The sequence below is a fragment of the Photobacterium phosphoreum genome, assembly GCF_002954725.1.
Taxonomy (GTDB): domain Bacteria; phylum Pseudomonadota; class Gammaproteobacteria; order Enterobacterales; family Vibrionaceae; genus Photobacterium; species Photobacterium phosphoreum.
Genome location: NZ_MSCQ01000002.1, coordinates 527257 through 553275, shown reverse-complemented (window position 1 = coordinate 553275; position 26019 = coordinate 527257). Strand labels below are relative to the sequence as shown.

Here is a 26019-nt window from a genome sequence, read left to right as displayed (position 1 = left end):
CCCTGTCTTTGGCTTGATAGAGAAAATGGCGGTCTTAATTAACCATTATCACCATTTATCAATAGTGAGCGTCTTGCCTTGGCGGCTACTTTCCATTGCGAGTGCAATCAGCTTGATATTCCATAACGCGTCTGTTGCGGTTACGGGTGGTGCTGTATTGGTGTTAATCGCTAATGCAAGTTCTTGAAAGTATTGTTGATAGCAACCAGACTCTGTTGTAATGGTTTCGACGCCATCTGCATCATAGAAACGACCATATTGCTCCGATGTTTTATTTGCCCATTGTGGTTTGTTAGGTAAAACGCCTGCAATTAAACACGCTTCTTGCGGATCTAAACCGTACTTTTCATAGCTTCCTTGCGTGCCTTTTAGTGTAAAACGTTTGTTTGGGCCAGCACTGAATAAATCACCATGTAAGGTCGCTAAATGATTAGGGTAGTGCAGAACAATATTGAAGTAATCGACATTTGTTGAACCTTCACGCATGATTTCACATTGTGCGGTAATCGCATCAGGAACACCAAATAGTACCAGTGCTTGATCGATAAGGTGTGAGCCTAAATCAAACAAAAGCCCACCGCCATTGGTCGCTTGTTCACGCCAACGTTGACGAACTTCTGGTCGAAAACGGTCGAAATGAGATTCATAATGCTTTAACTCACCACAACGTTTTTCTTCAATCATCTTTTTAATTGTTAAGAAGTCACCATCCCAACGGCGATTGTGATACACGCTTAAGATTCGGTTTTTTTCTGCTGCAAGGGCAATTAATGCTTCACCGTCGGCAATGTTGGTTACAAATGGTTTTTCTATGATGACGTGCTTACCGTTTTCAAGTGCTTGTTTAGCGAGCTCAAAGTGGACGTCGTTAGGAGCTGTGATAATGACAAGCTCAGCATCTGAGTGGTTCAATAAATCTTGCGCAGATTCATAATGCTGTACATTGGGCCAATCACGATTGACTGCTTCACGATTACGGGTGCTTACCGCTGTAAATTCAAATTCTGGTAAGGTGTTAATAAAGGGAATATGAAACGTTGTTGCTGAAAAGCCGTAGCCAATAATAGCGGTTTTAATTGCAGGAAAAGTCATAATTGTCACTCTCAGTTGTGAATAAAAGCTGCTAGTCATTGATTTAGCAGCAAGAGTTATGATTATGTGACGCTTATAATCACTTATAGCAGAATTTTGAAAGTTAAACGACGGGGATAATAATGCATAAATATTTATCTATTGTCATCATTAGGTATATTAGTTAAAAGTGTTAATACTCTTGAACCCTGAAATTACAGCATAAATAACATCACATCAGTGTGTGTATTTACAACATACAAGTTTATATTGAAATCCACTCAGGAAAGATAGCCAGTTTTTGTTGATTGATTTAATGTATAAAATAAAAAATCGCATTAAGGAATAAAAAACGAAGATGTGAAATTTTTTATTGCGTTATCGTGTCTATTCATAAAGCGACTTTTGATTGGAGCTATTCCATCTGGGTATTATCGTTTTGTGGAAGAGTAAAATATGAAAAAATCAGATCGTTCTGTCAATGCCCTTAAATATCAGTTACAAAAAAAATTGGATGAAGTCAGAGTGGCTATTATTTCTGGAGCGAACGAGAAGTTACCCCAACTTTTTATTGAATTAGAATATGAACAAAAAAATTTTGAAGAAGTCTATGTGATAAGAAAACGCTTTTATCATGTATTTAAGCATTACGTATTGAGTAGATCACCTGATAATAAATAAGGCATAGTAGATAAAACAATACCACTAAGATTATGACTATGTTTTCGAAAAGGCCTTTTATAGGCCTTTTTTTATTTCAAGTATTTGATGATGATATAAGAGCAATAGGGTTGGTTTTTTATTAATTAGGTTTGTTGGAAGAAAAAAGATTATGTAATGGTTACTTTAGTTATTTAGCTTTTATCTCAAAAGAGGGGGCATAAATTTCTCCTTAAAAGATTATTCCTTTGCTGTATCTTGCTTGCTAATAGTGATTGATAGCATTGTTTTTTTGATGAAAATTTCATCGTTAATACCTATTAATATGATAGTTATTAATAATTATACATTTTTATTATGTCTGGTTACTTTAGCCACGAAGTAAAAAATTGTTAAATATGGACATGTGTATATAAGGGAAATAATTATGCGAACATCAAATAATATATTGTTAATAACGACAGTGTTAGTCAGTGCATCTTTACAAGCTCAAACAATAACGAGAGATAATGGTTCACCTGTTGGCGATAATCAAAATTCAATAACCGCCGGTGAAAATGGCCCTGTACTGCTTCAGGATGTTCAGCTCATTCAAAAACTTCAACGTTTTGCAAGAGAGCGTATTCCTGAGCGTGTTGTTCATGCTCGTGGTACAGGAGCGCATGGTGAATTTGTTGCAGAGTCTGATTTTTCAGCGTTAACATTGTCTGCACCTTTTACTGAAAAAGGCAAAATAACCCCCGTTTTTGTTCGTTTTTCAACAGTGATCCATTCTAAGGGCTCGCCTGAAACACTACGAGATCCTCGAGGTTTTGCGACTAAATTTTATACTGAACAGGGAAATTGGGATTTAGTTGGTAATAACTTACCGGTATTTTTTATACGTGATTCGATTAAGTTTCCTGATATGGTGCACTCTTTAAAACCATCACCTATTACTAATATTCAGGATCCAAATCGCTTTTTTGATTTCTTTAGTTTAGAACCTAGTGCCACCAATATGCTGACATGGGTTTATAGTAATTTAGGTACGCCTGCTAGCTATCGAATGATGGATGGATTTGGTGTCCACGCATATAAATGGATTAATAAGCAAGGCGATGTCAATTATGTTAAATTTCAATGGAAAAGCCAGCAAGGTGTAAAAAGCCTTAGACCGAATGAAGTTACTGAGATTCAAGGTAAAGATTTTAACCATTTAACTAACGATCTATACACAGAGATAAAGGCTGGTAACTATCCTAAGTGGGATCTATATGTAAAAGTATTATCCCCAGAGCAAATGAGTAAACTTCAATATAATGGATTAGATGCAACTAAATCATGGTTAAATATTCCGGATAAAAAGGTAGGCACGATGACCTTAAATCGTGTACCTGATAATTTCTTTTTAGAAACGGAACAGGCTGCTTTTGCACCGTCTAATTTAATTCCGGGCATTGAGCCATCTGAAGACCGTTTATTACAAGGACGTTTGTTTGCTTATGCTGATACGCAACTTCATCGTGTTGGGGTAAATCAATTTCAGTTACCGATAAATCGTCCATTAGCTCAAGTGAATAATTATAATCAAGACGGATTGAGTAATAACGCTAAAAATGATTCAAATATAAACTATGAGCCAAGTAATAATATAAAGTTGTCACAAGATCCGCAGTATAAAAATGTTGAAACAAAACTCAGTGGTGTGACTCAACAAAAAGGGATCACTCATCCGCGTGATTTTTATCAAGCAGGTGTATTTTATAGAAGTCTTAGTGAGCAAGATAAAACAGATCTTATTCATAATCTTTCTGGTGATTTAAATAAAGTGAATAATGAAGCCATAAAGATAAAAATGGTGAGTTATTTTTACTTAGCAGATAAAAACTATGGCATGCGCTTAGCTAAAGCGACCCATATTCCATTAGAAAAAATAATTAACAAAAGTAATTAAATAATATTAACTTACAAAGAATATTGCTAATTTCCCCCGATTAGTATCTTTGTAAGTTTCTTATTTTTAGAGGTCAAGAAAATGAAAAATATTATTTATATTACGTTTTCTCTGCTGTTATTAGTGGTATCAAATTTTGCAATGGCCTTAGACAGTCATAAAAAAGATGCTGAGCAGCTCATCCAATTATTCTTTGATGCTGCAAGAATTGGTAATAATGAAGTACTAAATGAATTTATTTATGCTGGATTTCCTCTTAATGAGCCCAATGATCAGAGTTATACCGCATTGATGGTTGCGGCTTATTATGGTCATGAATCATCAGTCGATTTATTACTTAAAGAAGGCGCTAATGCTTGTATTGAAGATAAAAGAGGAAATACCGCTTTTATGGGCGCTTTAATCAAAGGTGAAGTAAAAATAGCCAAGAAGTTATATAAAGCTGATTGTAGTTATGGTGATCATCGAAATAAATCAGGACTTAGTCTGACAGAATTTGCTACTTTATTTGGACAACAAAAAGTATTAGAAACATTTAATAAATCGGTGTTGTAGATAATTAATAAAAGGAATAAAAAGTATGAAAAAAATATTACTAACAGCTTTAATCTTAGCTTCCACGAGCGCAAGTGCTGCTGATCTTTCCATTAAGATGACAGATCTTAATTCTGGTGCAATGGCAGGAACTATATCAGCGCAGCAAACAAAATATGGTGTTGTTTTTACTCCTCATCTAACTGGATTACCGACTGGATTACATGGTTTCCATGTCCATGTTAATCCATCATGCGGCACGACAGAAAAAATGGGTAAAGCTGTCTTAGGTGGTGCAGCGGGTGGTCACTATGATCCTATGCAGACTAACAAACACGGTTATGCATGGACGGATGATAACCATCTAGGTGACTTACCTCCACTTTATGTCGATATTAAAGGCAATGTCGAGCAACCCGTTTTAGCACCTAGATTAAAATTATCTGATTTAAAAGGGCGAGCTTTAATGATTCATGCTGGCGGTGATAACCATTCAGATCATCCCAAACCTCTTGGTGGTGGTGGTGCTCGTATGGTCTGTGGTGTGATTAAATAATAAATTATTGCAGCCATAATGTTATAGCATAAATATTATGGCTGTCCTTTATTTGTTTACTTTATTCGCTCTTACATATGAAAGCAGTTACACTTATTAATAGGTTAAATAATGATATTAATCAAAAGCTTAAAGTAACTACTATTCTTAATGTTACACATCAATCAAAATATACACAATCTATTACATATACAGTATTGAACATGATGCATATTAATATATGATGCCTCCGAAATTTATTCATATTTTTAGGGTAATTATGTTCCACTTGAAAAACAAACAGTTAGCATGTCTTTTATTAACATCAGTTTCATTTTCTACTTTTGCGTCAGTAGATACTATTAATAGTAAACCACAATTTATTGTTATTAGTATTGATGATGGAGTGAATCAGGAAATGGAAAAAAGTGTTGCTCAATTGAATAATTCTATTCCAGTAACATTTTATGTCAATGTTGTGCAGCAAGCTGGTGGCTGGATATATGATGAATCTATGCTTGATATCGTTTGTGTTAATGATGATGGATTGACAACAGGTGATCCTCAATGTGTAACTAACCCTCAATCTATCAATAATCTATATAAGAAAGGGCATGAGTTTGCTTTACATACTTACTCACATCCAGCCATTGCATCAGGTAATCAAGGTGAGCCTTTAACAAAAGATCAAATTGAGAATGAGTTAAAAAATAATTATAACTTCTTAGTGGCATCAGGTGTTCCTAGCGATAAAATAAAAGGGTTTAGAGCGCCATTTTTAGATACAAACAGTAGCGGTTGGGATCGAGAAAATAAGAATGTTTCATTAAGTCACTTACAAGGAATAATGAATCAATTAAATATTAACTATGATTCTTCACTGTCAGCGCCTCCGGAGAAGACCTTACCAAGAATGGGTGTTCGTCACTGTACATCAACACCGGGTGGATGGGATAACGTACATTGTGATTTTACTCAAAGAGAGCAGTTTAACTGGGAAGATGGTGGTTATCCTCAATATACCGTAGCAACACAGCCTAAAAGTAATCAATTATTTATGGGTCACAAATATATTAACGGTAAAATTGTAAACGTTATGGATACTGTATTTGGTGCTTGTAATCAAAGCTGTACTTCAGATGAAGCAAAGAACATTTGGATGGAAAATTTCTTAAATCATTACAATGACGCGTCACGACCACCTTTTGGCATCTATTTGCATCGCCAGTCATTATCAATTCCGGCTGAAGTTGATGGTTTAAATGCATTTATTGATGAAGTTAAATCAGTGTATCCAAATACTTACTTTGTAACGGCAAGTCAGATCAGTGATTATTATAAGATTGGTGTTGATCTTTCTAATGACCAACTTGAAACGTTTTTGAGTAAATAAGACCACTTTTCATTTTATGATCTTATGGTGTGTACATGTTTGTACTCACCATTTTTTGATATTCGATGAAAATATTGCCCCTTATTGACATGTTTTTATTTAGCTGTCTGTTAAAGTAATAAAATTAATGTAATATTTAACGTATTGTTATCATTACTATATGTTATAGCCCATTGAATCTACCAGTAATTAAGTCTGCTATTCTTGCTGCAATGCCATTTATGTTGTTATTTATAGCAGGTATTGTTGATGCGATTGGATTTATTCACCTTAAAAATGGTTTGTTTGTCTCGTTTATGAGTGGGAACACAACGCATGTGGCGATGCTGCTTTCTAACCATCAATATAGTCAATCACTGTCTTATATTGGTGTGATCTTGCTGTTTGTTACAGGGATCACTGTTGGTGAAATGATTGCGGTACTGCAGAAAAAAAACTATCGTTGGTTTGTGATGAGTGCTGTTTCTATATTGTTATGCAGCGCTATTTTTATTGAAAAAATTACCATACCAATGGCAACTAACTTTGTGCTGGCTTTTGCGATGGGGTTACAAAATATCGCACTCAGGATTACGATCAGCAAAGCGATGCCATTAACGTTTGCGACGGCCTTTCTCGCTAATACTGGGCGAGAATTAGCAATGTTGCTATTGGGTCAAGGTGATAAAAACATCTTTATAAAACAGTTTTGCTTATGGCTGTCTATTTTCATTGGTGCGATTGTTGGGAGTCAATTAATGGCTTTTTCACTAAGCTACGCATTAGTTGTACCAACCGTGTTAAGTTTGTGCATTGCAGGGCTACTTTTTTGGTTAAAAGATTTGACGAATGAAGATTAGGTTTTTATGCACACTAATGCTTATGTGTTTGGTTCTATTATAGTTAACCTCTATTTTATTTTTTTAACATTATGTTTTTAAAGTTAAAATTATTTTTTTTGTCTGTTAATTCTCCTTGTGATTATTATTGTTAATATTTTACGAATTTTTTACTTATTAAATTATTTTTGATTATATAAAAGAATAAAAATGGTCTAATTATAATGTTTTTCTTATTATGAAAGCGCATTTTTTAGCTTTGCGCTCATAATGTAAAATATGTAATTATTCGTGTATATATATTGCTTGCTAGATATTAAATAAAGATGTAATTTGTTTGCGAAAGGACAATTAAGCCTGACATTAGGTGTAATCAAAAACCCTCTAATAATTTAATATAGTTAAATTTATAACTAGTTAGTATATCTGTGAATATAAAAATATGCGTGATTAATTATGTCAGTATTATAAGTGTTGAATTAATACGCTTGTAATTTTTTAGGGCATAGATTTCTGTTCTTGTTATTTGAAGTTCTGACATACTATATAAAATATTTAAGCAGTGACCATATTAAACAAGATTAGTACTAGTGCTTAATTTTATAAACATAAAACAATTTTCATTATTAATAAAATATTGAGACTATAAACCAATGAAATTAACACCAAGAGAAAAAGATAAACTTATGTTATTTACAGCATTTCTATTAGCTAAGATGCGTAAAGACAATAATCTGAAATTAAATTATCCGGAAGCTGTTGCTTATATTTCAGGAATGATAGTTGAAGGTGCAAGGGAAGGTCAAACTGTAGCTGAATTAATGGATTATGGTACAACGCTATTAAGTGCAGAGGATATTCGTCCTGGAATTAAGAATCTTATTGTAAATGTTCAAGTTGAATGTACTTGTACTGATGGAACGAAATTAATTTCCATACATAATCCAATTAAATAAGAGATAGTAATGATTGCTGGTGAAATTGTTTGTAATGAACAAATAAAAGAAATTTTTATTAATGAAAATAGAAATACAATAACTATTTCAATTGAAAATTGTGGTGATAGAACTGTTCAGATTGGTTCACATTATCATTTCTATGAAACAAACTATGCGCTAAATTTTAATCGTGAACCTACAAAAGGCTACCATCTTAATATTGCTGCAGGTATGTCAATTCGAGTACTTGCAGGACAAAAAATGGATGTAGAGTTAGTCGAATTTTCTGGAGCAAAAAACATCGCAGGTTTTCAAGGGAAGTTTGTACAAAAAGCAGGGCAAAAAAATGACTAATATTATTCAAAAAAATGATTATATTTCAATGTTTGGTCCAACTGTTGGTGACAGTATTCGATTAGCGGATACTGAATTATGGGCAAAAATAGAACAAGATTTTACGCAATACGGCGAAGAAATGAAGTTTGGTGGCGGTAAGGTCATTCGCGATGGAATGGGGCAAAGCCAGTTAACAAGTGAGCATTGTGTTGATGTTGTTATTATCAATGTAGTTATTATTGATCACTGGGGAATTGTTAAAGCTGATATTGGTATTAAAGATGGTCGAATTGTAGGTATAGGAAAATCAGGTAATCCTGATATTCAGGCGAATATTGATATTGTTATTGGTCCTAATACTGAAGTTATTGCAGGTGAAGGGCAAATAATTACCGCCGGTGGCGTTGATACGCATGTTCATTTTATTTGTCCGCAACAGGTAGAAGAAGCATTATCCAGTGGTTTAACAACATTAATCGGTGGCGGTACAGGTCCTGTTGCTGGTAGTCTTGCAACGAACATGACACCAGGTGTGTGGAACATGCATCGCATGCTTGAAGCTATTGATGAATTTCCGATTAATATTGGTTTATTGGGCAAAGGTAATAGCAGTGAGGCTGAAGCATTAAAAGAACATATTTTAGCGGGTGCTGTGGGCTTAAAAATACATGAGGATTGGGGCTGTACACCAGCGACCATCGATACAAGCTTAAAACTGGCTGAAGAATACGATATTCAAATTGCGATACATACTGATAGCTTAAATGAAAGTGGCTTTTTTGAAGATACGGTAGATGTTCTAGAAGATCGCACTATACATGCCTATCATGCTGAAGGTGCAGGTGGTGGTCATGCGCCTGATATTTTAAAAGCGTGTGGCGTAAATAATATTATTCCATCATCATCTACTCCTACAATGCCTTATACAATTAATACAGTTGATGAGCATTTAGATTTAATTATGGTTTGTCATCATTTAGACCCCAAAATACCTGAAGATTTAGATTTTGCATTATCGCGAATCAGAAAGGGCACCATGATGGCTGAAGATATTTTGCATGATATGGGGGCGATTCCATTAATGACTTCAGATTCTCAAGCTATGGGGCGAATTGCAGAAGTTATCAGCCGCACTTGGCAATCAGCTCATAAAATGAAAGTTCAAAGAGGTGCATTGGAAGGAGATTCTAGTAAATCAGATAATAATAGGATCAAACGTTATATTGCAAAGTATACGATTAACCCTGCTATTACTCATGGCTTATCTCATGATGTGGGTTCGGTCGAATGTGGAAAGCTTGCTGATCTTGTGCTTTGGGACTCAGGCTTTTTTGGAATAAAACCGTCATTGATTATTAAAGGTGGAATGGTTGTAATGGCTGAAATGGGGGACCCAAATGGTGCGTTACCTACACCACAACCCGTTCATTATCGTCCAATGTATGCCGCTTATGGAAAAGCGAAAATGAAGACATCGATTACGTTTATGTCTCAAGCGGCGATTGATGCAGGGCTTCCTGAAAAGTTGCAGTTACAAAAAATTATCAGTGGCATTAAGAATACTCGAAATATATCTAAACAAGATATGATCCATAATCATTGTACGCCAGAAATTAAAGTAGATCCTAAAACGTTTAGTGTGTGGGCAAATGGTGAGCTTTTAGAATGTGAACCAATGCATGAATTACCACTAGCTCAAAACTATATGTTATTTTAGATAAAAGTGAGTAATGGAAATATTTACTTTATATACTCAGCTTTTCTTATATACCTTATAAAATAATTGAAAATAAATAAACTATTTTAGGATAAATATAATATGGCAAATAATATTATAAAAAATTCACGAAATACGAAAAATGCACCAAAAAATTCAGCCTCAACTCAAAGTGTTGCATTTTCTCATTATAATAATATATCGGCTCAATTAGCGTTAGATCCTAATACGGGAAAAATGGTTATTGGTGGTATAAAAGAGCAAACAACACAATGCTTAAATAATATCAAAGCTATTGTTGAAAAAATTGATCACACTATGGATGATGTGGTTAAACTTCATGTTTTTGTTAAAGATATTTCAAGCATTAAGATAGTAAATGAAGTATACAAAACGTTTTTCAATGATATTTTACCGACGCGTACTGTTGCTGTCGTCGCATCTTTACCTGACAATGATGCATTAATACAGATAGATGCGCTAATTTCAAATGGCGAGGGAACGGCCCCACAGCAACCTTGCGCATTAATTAAAGTCTCCAGTAATACGGATAATGCACCAAATGATAAGATGGCAACGCAAACAGTTGCATTTTCTCACTATAATAACTTGTCAGCTCAATTACCGATAGATTTTAAAACGAATGAAATTATTACTGGTGATATTAAAGCGCAAGTAAAGCAATGTTTATATAATATTAATACGATATTAAACAGTATTGATCATGTTCTTGATGATGTGGTGAAAACAACAATATATATTAAGAACATTAACGATATTAATATGATTAATGATGTTTGTAATACATTTTTTGACGATTATATTCCAGCACGAACTTTTATCGTCGTTGAGGATTTACCAGCAGGCGCACTATTACAGATTGATACCGTTGTATCGCATGGTGATGGTACGCCACCACAATTACCTGAAGATAGTCGCTTACTTGTTATCGAAGCAGGCAATAGTGTAAATGCACCAGTAGTGCCTTATTCGCATACAGTGGCATTTTCTCATTACAATCATATTTCAGGACAATTGCCATTAGACCCTAAAACGTTAACAGTTGTAGATGGCTATATACAAGCGCAAACAAAGCAATGTCTCAATAATATTAAAGCTATTATCGAAAGTGTTGACCATGTTATGGATGATATTGTGAAAGTTAATATTCAGCTTAAAAATGCGTTGGATATTGATCTTGTTGATGAAATTTACATATCCTTTTTCAAGGAGGCACTTCCTGCCAGAACTGTTATAGGTGTATCTGCAATACCAATGGATGCTCTTATTCAAATGGATGTAGTTGTATCTAACTGTGAAAGTACGTCCCCTCAATAATATAGAACATAATATAAACTAAAAAATTAAAAAATCGCCTCATGTTAAAAGAACTGTATTTTTTTTGAGGCGATATTATGGACTACGTATTATTTTTTTAACCATTCAGTTATTATAAATGGAGAGTTAATGTCTGATTTTAATGTAGCATCAGAGTTATTGGTACTGAAGGCACAAACGAAAGCTATTCGTAATCAGAAATCGGTTAATAGAGTATCTAAACTTGATAAGTTTAAATTTGAATTGTTAGAGCTTTATCAAGCAGGGGCGAGTGTTGCTGAACTTCAGCGATGGCTAATGACAAATGCAAACATACAAATTGCACATTCAACCATTTTAAGATGGTTAGATAAACAACAAAATGTAAAATAGATTGATTTGTGTAAGTAATAAAGAAACAAAAGTATCTAGAGTATATAAACATGAATATAATATATGATACGAATATTATAAGCTGTAATAAAAATAAGCATCAAATAAAATGTAATGAATGTCTAAAAATAACAGATCATTACATATTAGCGTCAATTGAACAGTTTGGTACAACGACCGCCGATGAAGATGTATATTGGAGTTGTAAAAGCGAAACAATTCAATGTATTGAGTGTGGTTCTGTCTCTTTTCGAACAGTATCGATTTGTTCTGAACGTCAGGCTTATGATGATAATGGCGAATACTATTACCCTGAAAAGATAGAAATTTACGGATAATATTAAACATTAAAAAGCAGTATGCCGATAATTATTAATTAAATAGTTATCGGCATACTGCTTTTTACTCAATAAAATTTAAAATAGCAAGGTGGTTGTTATTATTATATTGGCAACTAGAATAGTAAAATTTATTAGTTAATTGAGTATAAGTTATGGTATGTATTATTTCATCCTTATTGATGATGATAGATACTTTATCAAATGAAATGTCTGTTATTGCTTGAATTGATGAATCTAAAATGGCAAGAACTAACCGAATACAATTATAGCGCTCAAATGCAGATAATCCAATGAGATTAGAGCTATTTAAAAGACTAAATTCAAGTTCAATATCTGAGAGGTTATTTAAATTTGTGACTTTAAAATACATAGTTAATATTTCTTATTGATTTTACATAAATATATTGTTTTTTTATTGTAATTCTAATTATCTACCTATTGCAAATAAGAAAACGAAGCCAAATTATTAACAATTTATATTAAATTAGATATTAATTCAAAAATACTCATAAGGTAATGATAAGCAAATAAATATACGCAAATATCTAAATAATTCCTGAAAAATTAAATATTAAAATTTCAAAATCAAACAGTTAAAAATCATATTGGTGATTAAAGTTTAATCAAAAAACAGAAGATCAGTTAGAATAAAGTGATTATATGGTTAGATAGAAGAAAGGGTATGACTGTGTATCACACTCACAAATATTACCTATGGCAACATACAATGGCGTTAGTATTCGCTACACTATGAATATTATGTAAATCAAAAGGAAAAGATATGCATGCGCTATTAAACGTCATAAAAAAGGTAATTAATAAGCATTTTATGGCAATTAATAGGTATACATTGATGTTGCTTGTTAGTGGCTATGTCATGTTGAGTTGGATAGGCTTAGTGCTCGCTAAGGAATCTCATTTAATCGAGAATATGGCGAGTTTTATTTATTATATAGTGACCACGAGCAGTACTGTTGGCTATGGTGATTTAAGTCCAACAACGGCACATGGACAGTTATTTGCTGCCTTATTTATTATTCCTTGCGGTGTGAGTTTATTTGCATTGCTGATTGGTAAAATAGCCGTTTTTTTTACGGATTTTTGGCGCACAAATAGAAAAGGGAAGCAAAATTTGAATTTAGATAATCATATTATTATTATTGGTATTAACAGTAGTCGTACTCCTCATTTACTTGAGATGCTAAAAAGAGAAGAACAAGGGCGACGTGAATTGGTGGTCGTGTCGTGTATTTATGAAGAGTCACCGTTTGATACTGATATACATTTTGTGCGGGTTAATTCATTTACTGATGCCATAGAGATGGAGCGTGCGAGCCTTTCAAAAGCCAGTGCAGTGATTGTTGATACTGATTTAGATGACGCGACCTTAACTGTCAGTTTGTTTATTGCGGAACAAAATAGTAATGCACATTTGGTTGCGCATTTTGATGACTCAATTAAGCGAGATTTATTGCACAGGTATTGCCCTAATTCAGAATGTATATCTTCACTATCAACAGAGTTAGTTGCTAAATCGGTAATAGATAAAGGCTCAAGTTTTATTCATTCAGAATTAGTGAGCGCACATAAAGGACAAACTCAATACTCCATTGAAGTACCTCAACATATTGATAATATTACATTAGAGTCGATTTATTACGCATTTAAAAAACAGCATGAAGCGATTATTATTGCCGTACATCAGCGTGATAAAAAATGTGAGGTTAATCCTAGTTTAACAACGGTACTCATGGCTGGGGATATTGTTTATTATATTGCGGATGAACGTATTGTTGATTTAACGTGGTAGATACTTCTTCAAGATAAGCCCTATCATCACTGTGCTGCTAGTAACTCATCTTTTATACAAACAAAATGCTAATATTATTAATAAGCTTGTGATTTTTGGGCTGAATCACAACGCCTCTCGGTAACAATAAACTCACTATAATCATATGCCATTAGATTTATATAATGATTTTTACCTGCTAGTATGAGACTTATTGGTTATTAGTTTTATAGATGAAAAACAAAAGGATTTGTTATGGGGAAGTATATATGTTTGTTGCTTATAACATTATCATTTAGTGCTAAGGGTAATGATATTAGTGCGCCTTTTGGATTTGAGTGGGGGCAATCTTACCAACAGATAGGCAAAAAGGTGAAATTAACGGGCTGCTCAACGAGAAAACATTTAATGGTGTGTGAAACGACTAAGCCCATTAAAAAAGTTTCTTATGGTGAACGGTATATGGTTGTGATCGATAATAAGTATGGTCTTCAAAAGATAATATTAGTGAGTGAAAATATTAATAGCGATATTATGGGTATCGAAGGAAAGGCTTTATATAATAAAGTTAAACACAGCTTAACAACAAAATATAATATTCCTCAAAAGGATGAGTATTTAGAAGAAAGAGACTTTAAATATCAGGATGAATTTTATAAATGTTTGAAGTCTGAAATTTGTGGTCAGTGGTTATCATTTTGGAAAGCTAAAGATGGAAGCAGTGCTTTAATTGAGTTAAAGGGCTTATCCGGTGGAAAAGGCTATTTGATGTTGACGTATCAATCAAACAAATGGGAACAGATCATTAAGCTCGTAAGTAAAGAAAATAAAAAATCAGATCATGACGCATTATAAGATGAAAATGTCAGTGTTCATTGGTTAAACCAAGCAATTGTTAGTTTAATACGATCATAATATAAAAAATAGAATAAAATACGTGGCATTAATCACCTTTTTCAGTACGTTTTTTGATTGAAAAACGTATTAATTTAACGTTAAAATAATGAGCGTTAAGTTGCATAATTGCTATCGCTATAAATGTGACCATAGCTTAACGATGACAGTAAGGATACCGGATTCAAATTGAACTTGAGCCGAAGTTAGTGTCATTACATGGATATTAATCATAAGGAAATGACGATGCAGTGGGATGATGTAAATGGTCCGAGATCTTTCTTTGGTAAGGCGCCGGTTGATATTTATAAACCTATTGAGATAGGAGAAACCGCAAAATTACGCTCAAATAGGTATGAAATCAAAGTGAAAATTGTTGATTGTCAGTCTGAGTTTATGAAGGGAGAGGTGATTGAAGTTGGTTCGGATATCGAGCTAGAAGCCCTTGTTCATGGCGATATGGTTGATTTTACATCTCAAAACATTGTGACGTTATATCGTAATTCGTAAAATATAAATCATCTCAACTGACTGCAATGGTTATGTCTGAGGTGATTTTTAGTATTGTTAACCGTTGTTAAGGATAAAGCTATTGGTAGGTATAAGTAAATCAGGTGCTGAACGTTATGGAAGAATGTTTGCACAATTGACGGATGATTCATGGCTTTTTGGTGCAATGGTGACGCTGGTTTTCTTGGTGATGACGATATGCCTAAGTTATAGCATTATTTTTTATCTTCCTCTTTATCAACCAACCGCCGAATCAGTTATCGCAGTAATGACGACGTTAAGGCCACTGATGTTTGTGTTTCCTGTTATTACGGCAGGATTAACTTTTATTGCTGGTTTTAGGGCTGTTACATCGTTCTTAAATAGGAAAAAAGCATAATAATATAGCAACAACAGCTAGTTGAAATATGATTATTTACTCGTTTTGCTATTAATTTATGTCTTGAGGGAGTTAAAGTCACGTTCAAGAATGGTGAAACACGCAATATATCGTTCTACCGTGATCTTAAAAAGAATCAAGCAACGAGTTGGCGCAAATTTTCATACAAACGCTGCGTGAAGAAGCTAGAAGTCTTTGGTCATTCAGATGGCATACGTGCCGATGTTAAAGTATTTGGTCGTTAAAAATAAGGCTAAAGATTAAATAGAACGCTATTTATCGTCCATAGATAGCGTTTTTGATTATTTTCATATATTAGTTGTTTACTCCTCTTTTTATCTGCATGTCATTCAGAACGGTATTTTTACATTTTTAAGGTTTTGAACATCTTTAATGCGGCTGTATGCTTAGTGACAAAGTATTTATAGTTATTTTATTTTTGTAAGTTAAAAGAAATCTTATATATTTATTAAGTACAACAGTACTATCAATAGCAATATGGCTGTTATAGAAAATTAAATATGCAATAAAAGTATGCTTTTTCTACAGTTGTGTGCAGTAAGATTCGGCTTATATTAATATTCCAATAATATGCGCAATTAAATTTAAATAAATTAATGAGTTATAAGGATAAATCTTTATGAATGACACACCTAAGCGTGCTTTAGTTGTTGAAGGTGGGGCTATGCGTGGTATTTTTGCTACGGGTGTTCTTGATGCTTTTCTTGAAAAAGATTATAACCCGTTCGACTTTACGATTGGTGTTTCAGCTGGCTCAATGGTGTTAATGGGGTATTTGTGTAAAAACCATAAGCGTAATTATCATGTGATCACTGAATATGCGCGCAGTAAGTCATTTATTAATTATGTCCGGTTTGCTAAAGGTGGCAACCTCATCGATATTGATTGGCTATGGTCTGAAAGTATTAATAATTTACCATTAGAAATTGATAAATATGAAAGCCAAGGGATCCCCTTGTTTGCCACCACAACAAATATTGCAACCGGGGATGCTGATTATATTGAAGTTAAACGTGATAATTTACAAAGTTTGATGACTGCAACATGTGCCTTACCGATTGTTTACCGTAATTTTCCAAAAGTTGACGGGGTTGCTATGAGCGATGGTGGCATTGCTGATCCTATCCCTGTTATTGAAGCTTATCGTCGTGGTGCGCGTGATATTACCGTTGTTTTGTCTCATGCCCAGGCAAATTTTGTGCATAGTCATCAAGTCCCTTGGTTAACACGTAAAATATTTAAAACTACGCCCGTTTTTGGTCAAGAATTTTTAACCAAAGAGTCTCGTTATAATAAGGCGTTGTATTTTATCCGTAATCCTCCTGCTGATTGTCGTATTACCGCAATTGTTCCGAATAAAGACTTTTTAATTAAGCGCTTAACGCGTGATGTAAATAAATTGAATGCAGGTTATGAACTTGGACGTCAAGCTGGGTTGAAGGCGATGAGTGATAGTTTGAAATAGCATTTATTGTGGTATTAGTGGCGTGATATTAAAAATGAGTTTGGAAAATCAATGGTGATGTATGGGTTTTCCTTCTAGTCATGAAAGAGTATGGTGTGAGTCAGAGATTTTACTGTTTTAGGAAAATAACATGAGCATTATTGATGCTGCGGAAAAACGCTATTCAACCAAAGTTTTTGATCCCTCACGTAAGCTAAATAATGAGCAATTACAACAAATAAAGGCATTGATTCGATTAAGTGCTTCTAGTGTCAATTCACAGCCTTGGCATGTTATTGTCGCCGCAACAGATGAAGCAAAGCAGCGTATAGCAAAAGCCGCTGAAGGGTCTTATGTATTTAATAAACCTAAAATAGTCGATGCGTCACATGTATTAGTTTTTTGTTCAAAAACAACGATAGACGATGATTATTTGAATGATTTATTAGCATGTGAACAGCAAGATGGTCGTTTTTTAAATGAACAATCAAAACAACGTATGCTTGATGGACGTAACTTTTTTGTTGATTTACATCGTAAGACATTAGACGACGCTGATCATTGGATGCAAAAGCAAGTCTATCTTAACATCGGTTCATTGTTATTAGGTGTTGCTGCGATGGGCATTGATGCTGTGCCGATTGAAGGTTTTGATCGTGATATTTTAGATAAAGAGTTTGACCTTAATAAGCAAGGCTTTACGAGCTTAGTGGTCGTGCCTGTTGGCTATCATAGTGCTGATGATTTTAATGCTGATGTGCCGAAATCACGTTGGTCTGATGAGAAAATTTTTACGGAGTGTTAACCCATGATCTATTTATTAGCAGAAATTAAAGCGAATCCTAATTGTATTGAAAAAGCTAAATCGTTATTAGAATCGCTTATTGCACCGACGCATTTAGAAGCAGGTTGTGAAAGTTACCAGTTGTTTGCTGATCAAAATGTAGAAGGTTTGTTTGTTATGCAAGAAGTGTGGCATTCACAAGCACACCTTGATGCGCATTTAGAAAGTGCACATTTTCTTAATTTTTTAACCACAGCTGATGAATATAAATTATTTGAATCTGTGAAATTACGTCCAATGAATTTGGTTGGATAATTTAACGTTACATAATGATGTAATGCTAAAGCTAAATAAAAGCCACTGTTAGCCTTTGTTTTAACGACAAAGACCCACGGTGGCTTTTTTATTGGTGCTTTATTGATGTTTTAGATAGAGTTAAGCACTAATTGGATGTAATCCACTGATGATTAATTTCTTATCAACATGATAGTCGGTCGCATAATGGCGTAATTTACAGTTATTGCCATCGTGACAACCACAGCTGAGACAACGTTTCGCTTCATCAATAGCTACTTGATCGGCATAACCTTTTTCGACTTCATTAAAGCTCAAATGACGTTCACCAACGTTAAGTTCAGCCATTTTATTACGCATTACTTGCTTTAATGCATGTTCAAGCTCTGTTTCAATATCCGTTGCGTTATTACCTGCAAGTAATGAACGCATCACATTTTTGAGCTTGTTAATATGATCAGGACGAATTAAATGCCCACGGGTAACATTGCGCTCACGGAATGACTCGGTATAGAGCTTTTCCATGTTGCCGCCAAATTGGCTATCGATAGCTTGCGCTGCTTTACGGCCATCGGCAATCGCTTCGATGGCTGTTGCAGGACCGCGACGAAAATCACCAATACCAAAAATCTTATCGACACCGGAATACATTGTCTGTTCATCAGTATCAAGCGTGTTCCAACGACTCATTGGCAACTCAATGGTATCGCTATCTAAAAAGCGCGTATCTGTTTTTTGTGATACAGCCGCGATAACGGTATCAAACTCAGCATAGATATATTCGCCAGTTGCTTTAGGAGAACAACGACCTGATGCATCAGGTTCACCTAGTGCCATCGTTTCTAATTTCACTTGGCAAATACGGCCAGTTTCATCAGCAATATTTTCAACGGGATTGGTTAGAAATAAGAAATTAACCCCTTCATGTTCTGCTTCTTCAATTTCATATAATTCAGCGGGCATTTCATCACGCGTTCGACGATAGATAAGGGTTGTATGAGCACCTAAACGTAATGCTGTTCGTGCACAGTCAATCGCTGTATTTCCGCCGCCTATAACCGCCACTTTTTTACCAATAGTGTATTGCTTATCAAGTATTTGATCTTTTAAGAAGTCGACACCAAGATAATGTCCATTAAGATCTGTGCCTTGATAACGCATTTCACTAGCAAGTGAAGCTCCTACGGCTAAGCATACCGCATCATAGTCGTGTTGCAGTGACGATAAGCTAAAATCCGTCCCCAGTTTTTTATTGGTTTCAATCGCCATACCATTACGGCACATGATGTCAATTTCTTGATCTAACACATCTTTAGGTAAGCGATATTCTGGAATACCGTAGCGTAGCCAACCACCGGCTTGAGGCATGGATTCAAAGACAGTGACGTTGTAACCTTCATTACTTAGGAAATAGCCACAACTTAAGCCACCAGGACCTGCGCCAACAATCGCAATCCGCTGTGGTTTGGTTGGTTTTTTGGTTGGGGTATAAGCATGTAATGATGCCAAATCAATGTCTGCGGCATAGCGTTTGATTTGTCGAATCGCAATCGAACCATCAACTAATTTACGCTGACATTTTGCTTCACAAAAAGCGGGACATACTCGACCAATAGACAGTGGCATCGGTAGTGTTTTCTTTATGATTTCAATGGCTTTTTGAGGCTGATTAGTGGCAATAAAATAAAGGTAAGCTTGGATATCAACATCGGCTGGGCAAGCTACTTGGCAAGGCGGAACACTACAGCTGATATTGGGTGCAGATAAGATGTTTTCGAGGGCGTGTTTACGACGCTGGATTAAAGCGGCAGACGTTGTTGTAACCACCATACCTTCTGAGGGATGTACACGACAGGCTTTTACTGTGCCACGATGTTCAATTTCAACATCACATAAATCACAGTTATGTTGAAAGCCATCAATGTTACATAATGATGGAATAGTAATGCCACATTGTTGTGCAGCTTTGAGCAAGGTTAGACTTTTATTTACCTTGAATGTGTTGCCGTTAATAATGATATTTACCATTAATAGTCTCTATTCTTTTTATCTACTGAGATCAAAGCAGTATTGATATCGTTAGTGTGTCTCAGTGATTTTTAATTATTTTATGAATTACCTAAAAGGCTACATCCGTATAAGCCAAAGATACGAATTGCTTATAAAAAGCAGAGGTTAGACGTATTAAAGTGTCTGTTATATATTCTTAATACAATGTGACGGCATAATAGCACGATACCATTTAGGTATAAAGAGGGTGTTGTTGTAATAAATATTGATTTTTTAATTTTAAAATCAAGCAATTAAAAAAAGTAAGCGTTTGCGTTATCATGTTTTAATGTGGATTTAATTTGTGTGGTACTCGGTGAGTAATAAGGAAAATGACTATTTATTCTAGGCTGTTTTTGGCTTAGTCATTGTTGGTGATGTCTTGATAGTATAATCTAGAGCCCACGCAAGGGGAGCATAATGTCAAAAAGCATATTTCTATTACGTCATGGTCAAACAGTTTTTAATGCACAGCAGCGCTTACAAGGACATTGTAATTCTGATTTAACGGATTTAGGACAACAGCAAGCATTAGCTATTGGTTTATCATTAAAAAATAAATTAGCCAATAAACGCCAATGGACTATTTATTCAAGTCCTTTAGGTCGTGCGATTCAAACCGCTGAAATTGTGGCTAATCAAATAGGTATTGATCCTAGTCAAATTGTGAAAGATGTACGCCTACAAGAATTTTGTTTAGGTGATTGGGAACAAACTTATATTCCTGATATTAAAGAAAAACAACCACGTCTTTGCGATCAACGTGATTGGTATTTAATGGCGCCGAATGCGGAGTCATATTACGCAGTTAAAGATCGCATTGAAGATTTTTTAGCAGATATCTCTGTTTCTGATAATGCGATTATTATTTCACACGGTTTAACCGGTGCTGTTTTTCGCGGTGTATATGTAGGAATGACTTATAATGAGGTGTTTTCTCAAGATCTACCTCAAAATGCTTATTTCTTATTAGCGAATGATAAAATCAGTCGTATTCAGTGTGATATTGAACCCGCGGTGACGTTAGCTGTTTAATGCATTATTACAGCAAACTAATAGTAACGTTTTATCTATAAATAAAATTTATCTTTTCTTTCGACTGAAAGTATAATAAAACATACTTTATGTAACGAATTTATGCTTATGTTCATAGTCTGTTCATTTATAGAGCATTATTATTTAACTCGATAATAAAAGTATTGAATTGATGTTTGCATAAGCAGACTTATCAGGTACACAATAAACGTTAGGATAACTTAACGGCCTGATTGATAAGATTTTAGAGAGGCGTGTTCATGAAAAATTTATTTACTGGCTTTTTTGCTGTTGTAATCGGTTTATTTGCAGTTTCTTTTGCTGCCATTATGGCATTGTTTCTTGGTATTGCAGCGATGATTGCGAAGCCATTTATTAAGCGTAAACTTGCTGCCGAAGGTATGCAATTTGAAGAAAAGAACTTTACAGAAGGCTTTGCTGGCCAAGATGAAACCATGAACAGTGTGTTCCGCCAGCAGCGTCAAACCACAGCCAATGTAATTGATGGTGAATGTGAAGATGTGACGAGTCGAAAATTCTAAGCGACTTAATCACCACAACTAATAATAAAAACGCCTAGTAATGCTGGATTCAAGCAATAAGTACTAGGCGTTTTGATATGTATTTTTGGTAATGGTTATTGAACGTTGTAGGCTTTTGCTTTAACCATATTACGGTATTGAGAAGGGGTAATATCAAATTCCTTTTGAAACCGAGTTGAAAAATGATACGCATCTTTATATCCCACCTGTTCTGACACATCTGATAATGACATTCCAAAATCACGTAATAATTCTTTAGCTGTTTCCATTCTTATTTTGCGCAGATATTGATGTGGTGCTTGGCCAACTTGATCTTTGAATTTACGATTAAAGCTGCGTAAAGGTAACCCACAATGTTGGGCTATTTGCTGAGTGGTTAAGGGTTGGGCCATGTAGCGTTGCATCCAATCTTGTGCGAGGGCAATCGATTCATCAAATTGCACTTGGCCGCCAATTTCATAAAAAGGCTGATGACCCGATTTACTGATCTCATGACCATAATGGGTTTCTATCGTGTTAGCGATTTTTTGACCATAATATTTAGTGATTAAATACAGCACCATTTCTGTTTGTGAGTTAATACTTTCAGTGCAATAAAGCCCGTTAGCTGACGTAATAGAGGCTTGACGATTAAGTTTTATCTGTGGGTAACGCTGTGAGAATTTGTCATAAAAATACCAATGGGTCGTTGCTGTTTGATGGTTTAGTAATCCCGTTTCAGCTAGCCAAGTGACGCCAGTGCCTGTTGCAATAATTTGAGCGCCATTATGATATTGTTTAATTAACCAAGGCGGTATTTCGGGGTGTTTTGACAGTGCAGATATTGGGTTGCCCCACATTGGTGGCACAATAATAATGTCAAAATTTGCAGGGTCTTCAAATGTGATATCAGGCTGAATGCGAATACCTGCGGTTAAGTTTGGCGATGTGAGTGTTGGAGCAATGAGCTTAATATCGAAGGGAGACTGTCGTTGAGTTTTACGATCACGAAGGCTGGCGGCACTGGTTAACATTTCAGCACTTAATGAAATACCCGTAATTAATGCTCTATGAAAAAGTATAAAACCCACTTTCATTATTCTACCTCTGACAATAATTGTGCATAAAACACACATCATTGTAATGTTTTCACACCTTTGGCTGAAATGTCAGTGATTTTGGCACAAATATAGAGTGAATCACAGGTTAATACTGATATTCTGATTCAAACGGTGTATTAAATCGATCTCAGGATATTAAAATGGCAAAATTACCGCTAATTGTTGGTTTGGGGGGCATTAATGCCGCTGGTCGTAGTTCTGGCTTTCATAGCTACAAACTTATGATTGCTGATGTGCTATCTGAAGATGTAATGCAATCAACATGGCAAGATCTCGCTCGGCGTATGGGATTAAGTGATAATGACGCTATTACCAAAGATATTATTACTGCCATTAAAGCGGGCACTTGTGTGCGCCGTATTGATTCGTTTGATCCTGATAATTTGCTATATCAATATAAAGCGAATTTAAATTCAGCCGATGATCAGATCACGTTTACGTTACGTAAATCGAAATTACCGAATCATATTCCAACTAACTGGCAAGTTGATATTCAAGGTGCAAAAGCCGTTATTACCGTAACAGGTAACCTTGATGCGCTAGTTGAAGGCCGTGTTGCTTTTCCTGTTTCTAGTGGCGGTAATATTCCAACCGGATTCGATCCTAGCAAGTTATATAACTCTCGTTTTCATCCCCGCGGTTTGTCGTTAACAATATATGGTGCTTCAGATGCCCTTAATTCACTCGGTTTTGAGTGGGATGAAGTCCTCCGTCATATTAAACCTGATCAAGTGTCTGTGTATGCAGGCAGTGGCTTAGCGCAAATTGATGATAACTCGCTAGGTGGCATGATTGCAGCTCATCTTACCGGTGGTCGTGTTAGTTCTAAGATGATGGCGCTATCGTTAGCTGAAATGCCCGCTGATTTTATTAATGGCTATGTTATTAATAGTGTTGGCACAACAGGCACTAATATGGGAGCGTGTGCGACGTTCTTATATAACCTTCGTCAAGGTATGTCTGATATTCAGCAGGGCAAATCCAAGGTGGTGATTGTTGGTAACGCAGAAGCACCTGTTGTCCCTGAAATCATGGAAGGCTTTCGTGTGATGGGTGCATTGGCAGAAGATGAACAATTAAAAGCCCTTGATGGCAGTGACAGTGTTGATAACCGTCGTGCTTGTCGTCCATTTTCATCGAATGCAGGTTTCACCATGGCGGAATCTGCGCAATTTGTGGTGCTAATGGATGATGAACTGGCACTTGAGTTAGGGGCTAACATTTATGGCTCGGTGGCTGATGTGTTTGTTAATGCTGATGCCAATAAAAAGTCGATTTCAGCCCCTGGTGTGGGTAACTATGTCACCGTCGCAAAAGCAGCGGCATTGGCAAAAGCGATCCTTGGTGAAGAGGGCGTAAAGCAAACATTTGTTCAAGCCCACGGTACAGGCACACCGCAAAACCGCGTGACTGAAAGTCATATCCTTAACGAAGTGGCAAAAACATTTGGTATTGAAAGCTGGCCTGTCGCAGCAATTAAATCGTATGTGGGTCATTCAATGAGTGCAGCCGCGGGCGATCAGCTTGTGGCTTCATTAGGCGTATGGCAGTACGGTTGGCTTCCTGGCATTAATACCATTGATCATATTGCTGATGATGTGCATAGCTCAAATCTTAATATATTAACTGAGCACACCTTTGCGGGTGAATACGGACAAGATTACAAGGCCGTTATTCTGAATGCCAAAGGTTTTGGTGGTAATAATGCATCAGGGCTAGTGTTATCTCCTCAACAAACTGTCGCAATGTTAACGGCGAAATACGGCTGTGATGCAATGGCGGCTTATCAGGTGCGTAATCAGGCAATTAAAGCGGTTACAGCAGACAATGATACTAACGCTTGTCAGGGGCAAGAGACCATTCGTTATCAGTTTGGTGAGGCAGTTATGGATGAGCATTCAGTTACCATTACACCTGATGCGATTAAACTGTCTGAGTTTGAACACGCGATTGTACTTGATAGTGTGAACCCTTACGCAGATTACAACTAGAATGAAATAAGCAATAAAAAAGCAGGTTATCGACGACCTGCTTTTTATTATGATGAAAAATGAATAATAAGGATTATAGGTTTGTGACTAGAAAAAAAGTGGTAGCTATATGGGTGGGTGTTGTCAGTTTACTGGCTGCGTCTACATCGGCTTATAGTGCGACATGTGCCAATCATGGTGATGTTTTACCATTGTGGAATAATAGTGCTAGCCGTAGTGCGATTACCCAGTTTGTCAGTGAAGTAACAACGACAGGTAATCCTGATTATGTTAAGCCCACTGCACGTATTGCCGTCATCGATAACGATGGGACCTTGTGGCCTGAAAAGCCAACTTATACGCAGTTTTTGTTTGCCTTCAGTCAAATTAAGCATGAAAGTGCGCAGCATCCTGAGTGGAAAACAGAAACACCGTATAAGTGGGTACTCGATAACAATACCAAAGCTATTTTTGCGAAAGGTTGGGGGGCATTACTGCCTATTTTAGCCACCTCACAAGCAGGATTAACGCCAGATCAATATAATAAAGATGTTTTGAATTGGCTTTCAACTGCGCAATCACCACGTTTTAAACGTCCATATACCGATTTAGTGTATCAACCGATGATTGAGTTGATTGATTATCTTCATGCGCATAAGTTTAAGGTATTTATCGTAACGGGTGCGGGTGGCGCATTTATCAAACCGTGGAGTGAGGCTATTTATCATATTCCGGCTGAAAATGTGATTGGTACTGCGTTTGGTTATACTTATAAAAACGGTACATTAATTAAGAATGATAAGCTGGTGTACATTGATGACGGCCCACAAAAAGCGATTAATATTGCGACAATCATTGGTAAGCGTCCTATTCTCGCTGTTGGTAACTCGACCGGTGATAAAGCGATGCTGTCATGGACAACTTCTCAAAAAGGCGCAAGTTTAGGGATGTTGATCCATCACACCGATGCCGAACGTGAATGGCAATATGGTGCAGATTCTTTTGAAGGTAAATTTACCCCAGCATTGATGCAAGCAGCAAAACAACATCATTGGCAAGTGGTTAATATGAAAAAAGATTGGTGTCAAATATTTCCAACCAAAGCTGAACGTCGCGCGTTGTAGCTAGCTAGATGGTTGGTGATGTAAGGCAAAGTTATCGTTAACGCTTGATGGTTAATACTTACCGTTAAAACGCTATCGTAAATATGCAATAAAAA

Annotated in this window: 26 protein-coding genes; 23 read left to right on the top strand and 3 right to left on the bottom strand. The window is 35.6% G+C overall.

The features are described from left to right. Window positions 1-48 precede the first annotated feature (48 nt). Window positions 49-1092, bottom strand: coding sequence for an oxidoreductase (locus tag BTO21_RS14650; protein WP_105026883.1), 1044 nt, complete (start codon window positions 1090-1092; stop codon window positions 49-51). Between the two features lie 435 nt (window positions 1093-1527). Between BTO21_RS14650 and BTO21_RS14645 the strand changes: the two genes are divergently transcribed. The 19 genes from BTO21_RS14645 to BTO21_RS14550 all read left to right on the top strand — a co-directional run bounded on the left by BTO21_RS14645 (window position 1528) and on the right by BTO21_RS14550 (window position 18125). Next, on the top strand, window positions 1528-1752 hold the full coding sequence (locus BTO21_RS14645) for a hypothetical protein (RefSeq protein ID WP_065191975.1): 225 nt from the start codon (window positions 1528-1530) through the stop codon (window positions 1750-1752). Window positions 1753-2158: 406 nt separating this feature from the next. Beyond that, window positions 2159-3667 carry a catalase KatE1 gene (katE1, locus tag BTO21_RS14640; RefSeq protein ID WP_105026882.1) on the top strand — a complete coding sequence of 503 codons (1509 nt, stop codon included), beginning with the start codon at window positions 2159-2161 and terminating at the stop codon, window positions 3665-3667. A gap of 81 nt (window positions 3668-3748) precedes the next feature. Further along, complete coding sequence (locus BTO21_RS14635) at window positions 3749-4222, top strand: ankyrin repeat domain-containing protein (protein ID WP_045027416.1); 474 nt, start codon at window positions 3749-3751, stop codon at window positions 4220-4222. Window positions 4223-4247: 25 nt separating this feature from the next. Beyond that, entirely contained in the window at window positions 4248-4757 is a 510-nt protein-coding gene (locus BTO21_RS14630; protein WP_045027414.1) for a superoxide dismutase family protein, read from the top strand. Window positions 4758-5025: 268 nt separating this feature from the next. Continuing rightward, entirely contained in the window at window positions 5026-6129 is a 1104-nt protein-coding gene (locus tag BTO21_RS14625) for a polysaccharide deacetylase family protein (protein WP_162272520.1), read from the top strand. A gap of 173 nt (window positions 6130-6302) precedes the next feature. Then, window positions 6303-6968, top strand: coding sequence for a YoaK family protein (locus tag BTO21_RS14620; RefSeq protein ID WP_239998033.1), 666 nt, complete (start codon window positions 6303-6305; stop codon window positions 6966-6968). Between the two features lie 632 nt (window positions 6969-7600). Next, entirely contained in the window at window positions 7601-7903 is a 303-nt protein-coding gene (gene ureA / locus BTO21_RS14615) for an urease subunit gamma (RefSeq protein ID WP_045027409.1), read from the top strand. Between the two features lie 9 nt (window positions 7904-7912). After that, window positions 7913-8239 (top strand): urease subunit beta, encoded by a 327-nt coding sequence (gene ureB / locus BTO21_RS14610; protein WP_045027407.1) that lies wholly within the window; start codon window positions 7913-7915, stop codon window positions 8237-8239. Beyond that, window positions 8232-9938, top strand: coding sequence for an urease subunit alpha (ureC, locus tag BTO21_RS14605; protein WP_045027405.1), 1707 nt, complete (start codon window positions 8232-8234; stop codon window positions 9936-9938). Before ureB ends, ureC begins: the two co-directional genes overlap by 8 nt. Before the next feature lie 102 nt (window positions 9939-10040). Next, window positions 10041-11276 carry a RidA family protein gene (locus tag BTO21_RS14600; RefSeq protein WP_105026881.1) on the top strand — a complete coding sequence of 412 codons (1236 nt, stop codon included), beginning with the start codon at window positions 10041-10043 and terminating at the stop codon, window positions 11274-11276. Between the two features lie 129 nt (window positions 11277-11405). Then, entirely contained in the window at window positions 11406-11648 is a 243-nt protein-coding gene (locus tag BTO21_RS14595) for a hypothetical protein (RefSeq protein ID WP_045027402.1), read from the top strand. A gap of 1194 nt (window positions 11649-12842) precedes the next feature. Further along, window positions 12843-13799, top strand: coding sequence for an ion channel (locus tag BTO21_RS14585; protein WP_232572624.1), 957 nt, complete (start codon window positions 12843-12845; stop codon window positions 13797-13799). Window positions 13800-14033: 234 nt separating this feature from the next. Next, window positions 14034-14633 (top strand): hypothetical protein, encoded by a 600-nt coding sequence (locus tag BTO21_RS14580; protein WP_065194662.1) that lies wholly within the window; start codon window positions 14034-14036, stop codon window positions 14631-14633. A 285-nt stretch (window positions 14634-14918) separates the two neighbouring features. After that, window positions 14919-15182, top strand: coding sequence for a hypothetical protein (locus tag BTO21_RS14575; RefSeq protein ID WP_045027392.1), 264 nt, complete (start codon window positions 14919-14921; stop codon window positions 15180-15182). A gap of 82 nt (window positions 15183-15264) precedes the next feature. Beyond that, a complete protein-coding gene (locus BTO21_RS14570; RefSeq protein WP_045027391.1) occupies window positions 15265-15561 on the top strand; it encodes a hypothetical protein in 297 nt (98 codons plus the stop codon). Window positions 15562-15611: 50 nt separating this feature from the next. Continuing rightward, window positions 15612-15806, top strand: a complete 195-nt coding sequence (locus tag BTO21_RS20445; RefSeq protein WP_459558993.1) for a DUF2541 family protein — start codon at window positions 15612-15614, stop codon at window positions 15804-15806. 395 nt (window positions 15807-16201) lie between these two features. Next, complete coding sequence (locus BTO21_RS14560) at window positions 16202-17047, top strand: patatin-like phospholipase family protein (protein ID WP_045027389.1); 846 nt, start codon at window positions 16202-16204, stop codon at window positions 17045-17047. Between the two features lie 130 nt (window positions 17048-17177). Further along, entirely contained in the window at window positions 17178-17831 is a 654-nt protein-coding gene (gene nfsB, locus BTO21_RS14555; protein WP_045027388.1) for an oxygen-insensitive NAD(P)H nitroreductase, read from the top strand. A 3-nt stretch (window positions 17832-17834) separates the two neighbouring features. Beyond that, window positions 17835-18125: a putative quinol monooxygenase gene (locus BTO21_RS14550; RefSeq protein WP_045027386.1), complete on the top strand. Its 291-nt coding sequence runs from the start codon at window positions 17835-17837 to the stop codon at window positions 18123-18125. Between the two features lie 120 nt (window positions 18126-18245). On the opposite strand, the gene BTO21_RS14545 is transcribed toward BTO21_RS14550, so the two are convergent. Continuing rightward, on the bottom strand, window positions 18246-20132 hold the full coding sequence (locus tag BTO21_RS14545) for an FAD-dependent oxidoreductase (protein ID WP_045027384.1): 1887 nt from the start codon (window positions 20130-20132) through the stop codon (window positions 18246-18248). A gap of 441 nt (window positions 20133-20573) precedes the next feature. Between BTO21_RS14545 and BTO21_RS14540 the strand changes: the two genes are divergently transcribed. Both BTO21_RS14540 and BTO21_RS14535 read left to right on the top strand, forming a co-directional pair. After that, the gene (locus BTO21_RS14540) at window positions 20574-21188 is read left to right on the top strand and encodes a histidine phosphatase family protein (protein ID WP_045027383.1); all 615 of its coding nucleotides are present in this window, start codon (window positions 20574-20576) and stop codon (window positions 21186-21188) included. A 260-nt stretch (window positions 21189-21448) separates the two neighbouring features. Next, entirely contained in the window at window positions 21449-21730 is a 282-nt protein-coding gene (locus tag BTO21_RS14535; protein WP_045027381.1) for a hypothetical protein, read from the top strand. Window positions 21731-21825: 95 nt separating this feature from the next. Here BTO21_RS14535 and BTO21_RS14530 read toward each other — a convergent pair whose 3' ends face one another. After that, window positions 21826-22806 carry a GlxA family transcriptional regulator gene (locus BTO21_RS14530; RefSeq protein ID WP_045027380.1) on the bottom strand — a complete coding sequence of 327 codons (981 nt, stop codon included), beginning with the start codon at window positions 22804-22806 and terminating at the stop codon, window positions 21826-21828. Between the two features lie 164 nt (window positions 22807-22970). On the opposite strand from BTO21_RS14530, the gene BTO21_RS14525 reads away from it, so the two are divergent. Beyond that, window positions 22971-24821 carry a beta-ketoacyl synthase gene (locus BTO21_RS14525; protein ID WP_045027378.1) on the top strand — a complete coding sequence of 617 codons (1851 nt, stop codon included), beginning with the start codon at window positions 22971-22973 and terminating at the stop codon, window positions 24819-24821. 83 nt (window positions 24822-24904) lie between these two features. Beyond that, window positions 24905-25924: an HAD family hydrolase gene (locus BTO21_RS14520; RefSeq protein WP_232572625.1), complete on the top strand. Its 1020-nt coding sequence runs from the start codon at window positions 24905-24907 to the stop codon at window positions 25922-25924. Window positions 25925-26019: the final 95 nt, after the last annotated feature.